The organism is Kitasatospora sp. NPDC059577 (genome assembly GCF_042735475.1).
Lineage (GTDB): Bacteria > Actinomycetota > Actinomycetes > Streptomycetales > Streptomycetaceae > Kitasatospora.
In genome coordinates this window covers 140,359-148,629 of sequence record NZ_JBHWBZ010000001.1, presented here as the reverse complement: position 1 = coordinate 148,629, position 8,271 = coordinate 140,359, and the positions used below count along the sequence as shown (strand labels likewise).

8 protein-coding genes and 1 pseudogene are annotated in these 8,271 nt (G+C 76.3%); 5 read left to right on the top strand and 4 right to left on the bottom strand.

The annotated features are described in order from the left end of the window. The first annotated feature begins 134 nt into the window (after nt 1-134). Together ACFV0O_RS00710 and ACFV0O_RS00705 are read left to right on the top strand one after the other, a co-directional pair. Entirely contained in the window at nt 135-1,445 is a 1,311-nt protein-coding gene (locus ACFV0O_RS00710) for a tetratricopeptide repeat protein (RefSeq protein WP_380334346.1), read from the top strand. 130 nt (nt 1,446-1,575) lie between these two features. Then, nucleotides 1,576-2,631, top strand: a complete 1,056-nt coding sequence (locus ACFV0O_RS00705; protein WP_380334343.1) for an NAD-dependent epimerase/dehydratase family protein — start codon at nt 1,576-1,578, stop codon at nt 2,629-2,631. 2 nt (nt 2,632-2,633) lie between these two features. On the opposite strand, the gene ACFV0O_RS00700 is transcribed toward ACFV0O_RS00705, so the two are convergent. Together ACFV0O_RS00700 and ACFV0O_RS00695 are read right to left on the bottom strand one after the other, a co-directional pair. Beyond that, entirely contained in the window at nt 2,634-3,791 is a 1,158-nt protein-coding gene (locus tag ACFV0O_RS00700; RefSeq protein WP_380334340.1) for a sensor histidine kinase, read from the bottom strand. After that, nucleotides 3,788-4,546 (bottom strand): response regulator transcription factor, encoded by a 759-nt coding sequence (locus ACFV0O_RS00695; protein ID WP_380334337.1) that lies wholly within the window; start codon nt 4,544-4,546, stop codon nt 3,788-3,790. The genes ACFV0O_RS00700 and ACFV0O_RS00695 overlap by 4 nt, the downstream gene beginning before the upstream one ends. A 212-nt stretch (nt 4,547-4,758) precedes the next feature. Between ACFV0O_RS00695 and ACFV0O_RS00690 the strand changes: the two are divergent. The 3 genes and pseudogenes from ACFV0O_RS00690 to ACFV0O_RS00680 form a co-directional block, all read left to right on the top strand. Continuing rightward, nucleotides 4,759-5,469: pseudogene (locus ACFV0O_RS00690) on the top strand (glycosyltransferase family 2 protein); the annotation flags it as partial. Continuing rightward, the gene (locus ACFV0O_RS00685; RefSeq protein ID WP_380335359.1) at nt 5,467-6,099 is read left to right on the top strand and encodes a DUF2064 domain-containing protein; all 633 of its coding nucleotides are present in this window, start codon (nt 5,467-5,469) and stop codon (nt 6,097-6,099) included. The pseudogene ACFV0O_RS00690 and the gene ACFV0O_RS00685, both read left to right, overlap by 3 nt. Continuing rightward, entirely contained in the window at nt 6,096-6,767 is a 672-nt protein-coding gene (locus ACFV0O_RS00680; RefSeq protein WP_380334334.1) for a methyltransferase domain-containing protein, read from the top strand. The genes ACFV0O_RS00685 and ACFV0O_RS00680 overlap by 4 nt, the downstream gene beginning before the upstream one ends. Nucleotides 6,768-6,818: 51 nt before the next feature. Here the strand turns inward: ACFV0O_RS00680 and ACFV0O_RS00675 are convergent, their stop codons facing one another. Together ACFV0O_RS00675 and ACFV0O_RS00670 are read right to left on the bottom strand one after the other, a co-directional pair. Beyond that, entirely contained in the window at nt 6,819-7,505 is a 687-nt protein-coding gene (locus ACFV0O_RS00675; protein ID WP_380334331.1) for a cytochrome b/b6 domain-containing protein, read from the bottom strand. After that, nucleotides 7,489-8,220, bottom strand: coding sequence for a molybdopterin-dependent oxidoreductase (locus tag ACFV0O_RS00670; protein ID WP_380334328.1), 732 nt, complete (start codon nt 8,218-8,220; stop codon nt 7,489-7,491). The genes ACFV0O_RS00675 and ACFV0O_RS00670 overlap by 17 nt, the downstream gene beginning before the upstream one ends. Nucleotides 8,221-8,271 lie beyond the last annotated feature (51 nt).

Genomic DNA, 8,271 nt, shown 5'->3' with positions numbered 1-8,271 from the left:
GGGCGTTTCTCATCGCCCTAAACCCCCCCCAATTCCCCTCCCCGGCGGGGTGGGGGGCCTCGGTCACGGCCGCGGGCCCCCACCCCGGCCCGCACCCACACATCGCGCTGCACCGCACCGCTCGAAGGACCCCCATGCGCCGCCTGCCCCTGCTGCTCACCACCATCGCGCTGTGCGGCGGCCTGGCCGCGATCGGGGCACTCGACCGCACCGGACCCGGCGTCCACCGCCCCTCGGCGGACACCGCCCGGCCCCCGGGCAGCCGGTCCGGCCCCGACGGCTCGCTGACGCGCACGATCACCGCCGACCAGGAGCGGCTGCGGCAGGTGCCCGAGGACGCGGCGCTGTGGGCACGCCTGGGCGCCGAGTACGTCGAACAGGCCCGCCTCACCGCCGACCCGTCGTACTACCCCAAGGCCGACGAGGCCCTGCACCGCTCCCTCGCCCTGGCACCGCGGGCGAACGCCGACGCCCTCACCGGCCTCGGCGCCCTCGCCAACGCCCGCCACCTCTTCGACCAGGCCCGCGACTTCGCCGAACAGGCCGTCGCCGCCTCGCCGGCCCACTGGCCCGCCTACGCCGTGCTCACCGACGCCCGCACCCAGCTCGGCGACGACGCGGGCGCCACCGCGGCCGCCCAGCAACTCCTGGACCGCCGCCCCGGCACCGCCTCCTTCACCCGTGCCGCCTACGACCTCGAACAGCACGGCCGCACCGACGACGCCCGCGCCGCGCTCCGGCAAGCCCTCGACGGCGCCTACGACCCCGCCGACAAGGCCTTCTGCCAGTACCAGATCGCCGAACTCGACCGGAACTCCGGCCGCACCCAGGACGCCCTCACCGGCTACCAGCAGGCCCTGCGCACCGACCCCGACTACACCCCCGCCCTCGCCGGCCGGGCCCGCGCCGAAGCCGCCCTCGGCCGGAACGACGACGCCGTGCGCGACTACACCGCCGCCATCGCCCGCGTCCCGCTCCCCCAGTACCTGCTCGAACTCGGCGAGTTCCACGAATCCCTCGGCCACCCCGACCAGGCCCGCGACCAGTACCGGCTGCTGACCGCCGAACAGCGGCTCGCGGCCGCCAACGGCGTCGTCGACGACCTCACCCTCGGCCAGTACCAGGCCGACCACGGCGACCCGGCCGAAGCCGTCCGCCTGCTGCGCTCCGAGTGGGCCCGCCGGCAGAACGTCCTCGTCGCCGACGCCCTCTCCTGGGCCCTGCACCGGATCGGCGCGGACACCGAAGCCCTCACCCTCGCCCGGCAGGCCCAGGCCCACGGCTGGCACAACGCCCTCTTCGGCTACCACCTCGGCGAGATCGAACACGCCCTCGGCCACACCGACGACGCCCGCACCCACCTCACCGAAGCCCTCACCACCGACCCCGCCTTCAACCCGCTCCAGGCCCCGCTCGCCCGCGCCACACTCGACACCCTCGGTTGAGGACAGCCGGGGAATCCGCCCCGTGCGAACGGCACGGTCCCGCCCCCCGGCGGCGCTCGCGTCTTACCGATCCGTGACACCGCCCGGTGTCGAGGGCCCGCGGCTCCGATCGGCCGCTAGCGTCGGCGGCATGAGAATCCTGGTCACCGGCGGTGCCGGTTTCATCGGCGTGTCCGTGGTCCGTGCCCTGGTCGCGGCCGGGCACGAGGTGCGGGTCCTGGACGCCCTGCTGCCCGCGGTCCATCCGGCCGGGAAGGCACCCGCGCTGCCCCCGGGCGTCGACTTCCTCCACGGGGACGTCCGGGACGCGGCGGCCGTCGAGGAGGCGCTCGCCGGGGTGGACGCGGTCTGCCACCAGGCGGCGATGGTCGGCCTGGGACTGGACCTGGACGACGCGCCGCAGTACGTCGGCTGCAACGACCTCGGCACCGCGGTACTGCTGGCCGCGATGGCGCGGGCCGGCGTCCGACGGCTGGTCCTGGCCGGGTCCATGGTGGTCTACGGGGAAGGGCGTTACCGCTGCGCGCAGCACGGCGAGGTGGCACCGGGCCCGAGGCGGCCCGCCGATCTCGACGCCGGACGGTTCGAGCCGCCCTGCCCGGTCTGCCGTGCTCCCCTGCACCCGGGCCTGGTCGCCGAGAGCGCACCCGTCGACCCGCGCAACGTCTACGCGGTGACCAAGCTCGCCCAGGAACACCTGGCCGCGGCCTGGGCACGGGCCTGCGGCGGAACCGTACTGACGCTGCGTTACCACAACGTGTACGGCCCCGGCATGCCGCGCGACACCCCGTACGCGGGGGTGGCGTCGCTGTTCCGGTCGGCCCTCGCCCGGGGCGAGGCGCCCCGGGTCTTCGAGGACGGCGGCCAGCGCAGGGACTTCGTCCACGTCGAGGACGTCGCCGCCGCCAACCTCGCGGCCCTGGCGGCCGTGGGCGACCGGCTGCCGGGCAGCGCCCGGGCGTACAACGTGGGCAGCGGCGAGGTACGCACCGTCGGCGGGATGGCGGCCGCGCTGGCCGCGGCGTACGGCGGCCCGGCGCCCGTGGTGACGGGCGAGTACCGGCTCGGCGACGTGCGGCACGTCACCGCCGACTCGACCCGGCTGCGCGCCGAGCTGGGCTGGCTGCCCTGCGTGCCGTTCGACCGCGGCATGGCGGAGTTCGCCGCCGCACCGCTGCGGGTCTGAGCTCAGCTCCGGGCGGACGGCAGGGCGATCTCGAAGCAGCAGCCGCCGGCGACGTTGTGGACGCGGGCGCGCCCGGCGTGGGCCTCGACGATGCCGCGGACGATGGCCAGGCCCAGGCCGGCACCGCTGCCGCCGGCTTCGGGCCGGCCGGCCGGCTCGCCCGGGTCGGCCGGCCTGGGCGTGCGGGCCGCGGTTCCGCGCCAGCCGGTCTCGAAGACCCGGGGCAGGTCCTGGGCGGAGATGCCGCCGCAGCCGTCGGTGACCGAGAGCACCACTTCGTCCGCCTCCCGCCGCGCGGACACGGCGACCACGCCGTCCTGGGGGGTCGAGCGGATCGCGTTGACCAGGAGGTTGCCCAGCACCCGGGTGATCTCGCGGCCGTCGACCTCGACCGGTTCCGGCTCCACCTGTCGGCCTTCGAGCCGGACGCCGCGCTGCCGGGCCAGCGCGTGGGCGCCGGCCAGGGCGTCGTCGACCAGGTCGTAGGCGGAGACCCGGGTGAGCGAGAGGGAGAGCGTGCCGGCCTGGATGCGGGAGAGTTCGAACAGGTCGTCCACCATGCCGGTGAGCCGCTCGACCTCGGTGCGGATCCGCTGGAGGTAGCGCTCGGGCTCCTCGGCGACACCGTCCTCCAGCGCCTCGGCCATGGCCCGCAGCCCGGCCAGCGGGGTGCGCAGGTCGTGGGAGATCCAGGCGACCAGCTCCCGCCGGGACTGTTCGAGGGCCTGTTCGCGGGCCCGGGACTCGGCGAGCCGGGCGCTGGTGGCCGCGAGTTCCTCGCTGAGCTGGGCCAGTTCGCGGCCCAGCGGGTGGGCGGGCGCGGTGAAGCCGGTGTCACTGCCGACGGTCCGGGCGGCCACGGTCAGCGCCCGGCTGCCGGCGACCACCTGCCGCCCCAGCAGCGCGGCGGTGCACAGCGACACGACCGCGGCCATGACGAGCACCGTGATGACGACGCCGAGGTCGTGGTCGGAGAGGAACATGGCCTGCGCGACGGCGAACGTCCCGGAGGTGACCGCGAGCACGGTGACGACGGCGACGCAGAACAGCGAGAGCGCCATCGAGCGTCGACGCAGGAGCCGGACGGCGGGCCAGCCGAGCAGGCCCGCGCCGCCGGCGCCGAGGGCGGCGAACAGCGCGATCAGCAGCAGGTCCTTCACGAGCGGTCCTCCTCGACGCCCTGCGCCGGGTCGTAGCGGTAGCCGACGCCCCACACCGTGCAGATCATCCGGGGAGCGGCGGGGTCGTCCTCGATCTTCTCGCGCAGGCGCCGGACGTGGACGGTGACGGTGGAGAGGTCGCCGAAGTCCCAGCCCCAGACGCGGGCCATCAGCTCCTGCCGGGAGAACACCGTCCCCGGATGCCGCAGCAGGAAGGCCAGCAGGTCGAACTCCCTTGCCGTCAGCGAGAGTTCCTTCCCGGCTCGGTGGGCGCGGCGGGCCGGCCCGTGGAGGGTGATGTCCCCGGAGCGGACGGGCTCGGCCGAGGTGCCGGGCGCCGGTGCCGCCGCCCGCGAGCGCCGCAGCACCGACTGGACCCGCAGGACGAGTTCGCGCGGGCTGAACGGCTTGGTGACGTAGTCGTCGGCGCCAAGCTCCAGACCGAGGATGCGGTCGGCCTCGTCGCCCCTGGCGGTGAGCATCACGACGGGCAGCTCCGCACCGGTGTCCCGGTCGCGCAGCCGCCGCAGCACCTCCAGGCCGTCGATGCCCGGGAGCATCAGGTCCAGGACCACGAGGTCGGGGCGGTGGGCGCGGGCGAGGGCGAGCCCCTGCGGGCCGTCCGCGGCACGGTCGACGTGGTGGCCGGCGCGGGCGAGGTAGCCGGCGACGACCTCGGCCACGGTCGGGTCGTCGTCGATCACCAGGATGCGGGCGCCGGCCGGCGGGCCGGTGGTGGCGGAGGGCTCGTTCACCCCGCCGAGGATAGGGGCCCCCGCACCGGTGCGGACGCCGTCGCGGCTCCCCGTTCGACCTCCGTAAGATTCGACCTCCGTAAGATCCGGGGGCCGGTGCGCGCTCCGGCGCGGGCCCCCGCCGGTCCCCGGTGGGCCGTCGGCGCGACGTTCGACTTCCGTAAGGCTGCGGCACCCCCGCGCGGGGCGGGCCCGCCCTTAGCGTGACCGGCGTGACCTCCACTCCCCCTCGACCGTCCGGTGTCGACGTCGTCCTGCCCTGCCTCGACGAGGCCGCGGCCCTGCCCTGGGTGCTCGGACGGATCCCGCCGGGCTGGCGGGCGATCGTCGTCGACAACGGCTCCCGGGACGGCTCGGCCGAACTCGCCCGAACGCTCGGGGCGACCGTGGTCGAGGAGTCCCGGCGCGGATTCGGCGCCGCCTGCCACGCCGGGCTCCTCGCCGCCACCGCCGAGCTGGTCTGCTTCCTGGACTGCGACGGCTCCCTCGATCCCGCCCAACTGCCCCGGGTCACCGCTCCGGTGGCCGACGACACGGCGGACCTGGTCCTCGGCCGCCGCCGGCCGGCGACCCTGAGCGCCTGGCCCGTCCACGCCCGACTCGCCAACACCGTGCTGGCCGGCCGCCTGCGGGCCCGCACCGGCGCCCCCCTGCACGACCTGGGACCGATGCGGGCCGCCCGACGGGAACGCCTGCTCGCACTGGGGCTGGGCGACCGCCGCTCCGGGTACCCGCTGGAGATGGTGCTCGCCGCCTCGGCTGCCGGGATGCGGATCACCGAGACGTCCGTCGACTACCTGCCGCGCGCCGGCCGGTCGAAGGTCACCGGCACGCTGCGCGGCACCCGGCAGGCGATCCGGGACATGCGGGCCGTCCTCGCCGCCCCGCCGCCCACCCTGCTGGTCATCGCCAAGTCCCCCGTGCCGGGCCGGGTGAAGACCCGGCTCACCCCGGCGTGCACGCCCGAGCAGGCGGCCGCGCTGGCCGAGGCCGCGCTCTCCGACACGCTGCACACGCTGGCCACCGTCCCCGCCGGGCGGCGCCTGCTCGTCCTGGACGGCGAACCGGGCCGCTGGCTGCCGCCGGGGTGGCAGGTCCTCCCGCAGGGCGGCGGCGGGCTGGACGCACGGCTGGCGACGGCCTTCGGCCACGCTGCCCGGCTGGCCCCGGACGCGCCCGCGCTGCTCGTCGGCATGGACACCCCGCAGCTGAGCGCGGCCACCCTGGCCGAGCCGCTCTCGCCGACGGGCCGGGCGGGCACGGACGCCTGGTACGGGCCCGCGTCCGACGGCGGCTTCTGGGCCCTCGGTCTGGCCCGGCCGACCGAGGACCTCGCCCGCCGGCTCCTCCTGGGGGTGCCGATGTCGACCCCGGACACCGGGTCGGCGCTCCTCGACCGGCTCGGGACGGCCGGCCTCACGGTGCACCGGCTGCCCGAAGCCACCGACGTGGACACCGTCGAGGACGCCCTGCTGGTCGCCTCCCAGGCGCCGCGGAGCCGCTTCGCCGCCCGCCTGCGCTCGTTCCGGGCGGCCCCCGAGGTGGCAGGTTGAGCGGCACCGCGACGGCGTGGATCGACGACCCGTTCACCGAAGCCGTCCGCACCGGACGCGGTCCGCTGTGGCTGCGAGGCGACGACGGCCGCCGGATCCCGCTCGACATCGAGCGCTGGTGCGCGCCCGCCACCGGCGGCGACCACAGCCTGCTGCTGCGCTGCTTCCAGCTGTCCGCACCGGTCGTCGACCTCGGCTGCGGGCCGGGCCGGCTGGTCGCCGCGCTCCTCGCCCTGGGTGTCCCGGCACTCGGTGTCGACGTCACACCGGCGGCCGTCGCCCGCACCCTGGGCCTCGGCGGCGCAGCGCTGTGCCGGTCGGTGTTCGACCGGCTTCCGGCCGAGGGCCGCTGGGGTGCGGCCCTGCTGGCCGACGGCAATCTCGGCATCGGCGGGAACCCCGAGGCCCTGCTGCGGCGGGCCGCCGAACTGATCGCGCCGGACGGACTGCTGCTGGTGGAGGTCGAGCCGCGGGAGGTCGACGAGCGGGTCACCGTCCGGGTCGAGGGCCCGGACGGGCGGCTCGGGCCGTCCTTCGCCTGGGCGCGCCTCGGTGCCGAGGCCGCCGTGGCGCGGGCCCGCGGCGCCGGACTCGTCGAGTCGGAACGCTGGACCTCCCACGGCCGGCGCTTCCTCGCCCTGCGCAGGTGCGCCGCGCCGGCCCGCTGAGGCTGTCGGCCGTACCGGGCGCGGTACGGCCGGCAGCACGTCCTCAGCGGCTCAGGGGCGGGGCGCGGGACCGCCGCGGGCCGGGTGCTCCCGGTCCGCGGCCGGTTCCGGGTCCGTGGCCGGTGCGGGGTCCGCGGCCGGTGCGGGCGCCCAGTGCGGGTGCTCGCGCTCGGCCCAGCGCCGGTCGACCCACCCGGTCCGCATCCCGCGCCTGGCCTCGGGATCCCGGAGCGCCATCCGGATGTGCCCGGCGGACACCACGGCGACGGCCGCGGCCAGCCAGTCGTGGACGAAGGTCGCACCGGTCCGCCAGGACGGCGGCGCCAGGTGGGTGAGCCACATCAGCAGACCCGTACCGAGCAGCACCAGCATCGTGCCGAGCGTCCACTGGGCGTACAGCTTCTGCCCGGCGTTGAACTTCCCCGCCGGGCGGCGGAACGCGCGCGCCCGTACCGCCCGCAGCCACGCCCGGTCCGCAGGGCCGAAACGGCTCAGCCTCGACACGTCCGCGCGTACCGCCCGGAAGCCCAGTCCGAGCAGCAGCGGTACCGGCAGCGCCAGGCCGCACCACACGTGCACGGTGACGACGAGCCGTCGCCGCCCGACCAGTTCGGCCAGCGGCGCCAGGTAGAGGCAGGCGGCGGTGGCCAGGCACGCCAGCACCAGCCCGGCGGTCGCGCGGTGCACCCAGCGCTCGGCGCGGGTGAAGCGGAGCAGGAGGTCAGGCGGTCGGTGCATCGTCACGTCCGTTCGACCGGCCGACCCAGGCGTCGACGTCGTAGCCGTTCCGCTCCCAGTAGCCCGGCTCCACCGTGTCGGTGACGGTGATCCCGGACAACCACTTGGCCGACTTGTAGAAGTACATCGGCGCGACGTACAGGCGGACCGGACCGCCGTGGGCGTGGGAGATCGGCGCGTCCTGAAGCTTGAGCGCGACGACCACGTCGTCCCGCCGGGCCTGCTCCAGGGTGAGGCTCTCGGTGTACTCGCCGTCGAAGCAGCTGAACCGCAGCGCCCGGGCGCCCGCGGTGACGCCGGCGGCATCGAGCAGGTGGGCCAGCGGCACGCCCTCGAACGGGGTGGACGGCACCCGCCAGCCCGTCACGCACTGCACGTCCCGCACGATCCGGCGCTGCGGCATCGCCTGCAGGTCCGCCAGGCGGTAGCGGCCGGGACGCTCCACCAGCCCGTCCACCGTCAGGGTGTAGGTGTCGGGGCCCCGGGCCGGCACCGAGGACGCCACCGAGTAGTACCGGAAGCCGCCTCCTCCCGGCAGCAGGCCGGTGAGACCCGTCGGGTCCTTGCCCGCCACGGTGTCCTGGGCGCGCTGGAGGTACGGGCCGGCCACGACTCCCGCCGCGCCGAGCCCGAGCAGGCCCAGCACCACCCGGCGGCCGACCGGTGTCCCCCGGCCCTCCTCGATCTGTTCACTCACGCCGATCTGTTCGCTCACGCCGCCGATTCGACCAGCCGGGGGCCGGCACGACCAGGGCCGGCACCGGGA

What these genes read in the sequence shown, in the direction of transcription:
- ACFV0O_RS00710 (WP_380334346.1), top strand. Translation starts at nt 135, where the DNA reads ATGCGCCGCCTGCCCCTGCTGCTCACCACCATCGCGCTGTGCGGCGGC.
- ACFV0O_RS00705 (WP_380334343.1), top strand. Translation starts at nt 1,576, where the DNA reads ATGAGAATCCTGGTCACCGGCGGTGCCGGTTTCATCGGCGTGTCCGTG.
- ACFV0O_RS00675 (WP_380334331.1), bottom strand. Translation starts at nt 7,505, where the DNA reads ATGCACCGACCGCCTGACCTCCTGCTCCGCTTCACCCGCGCCGAGCGC.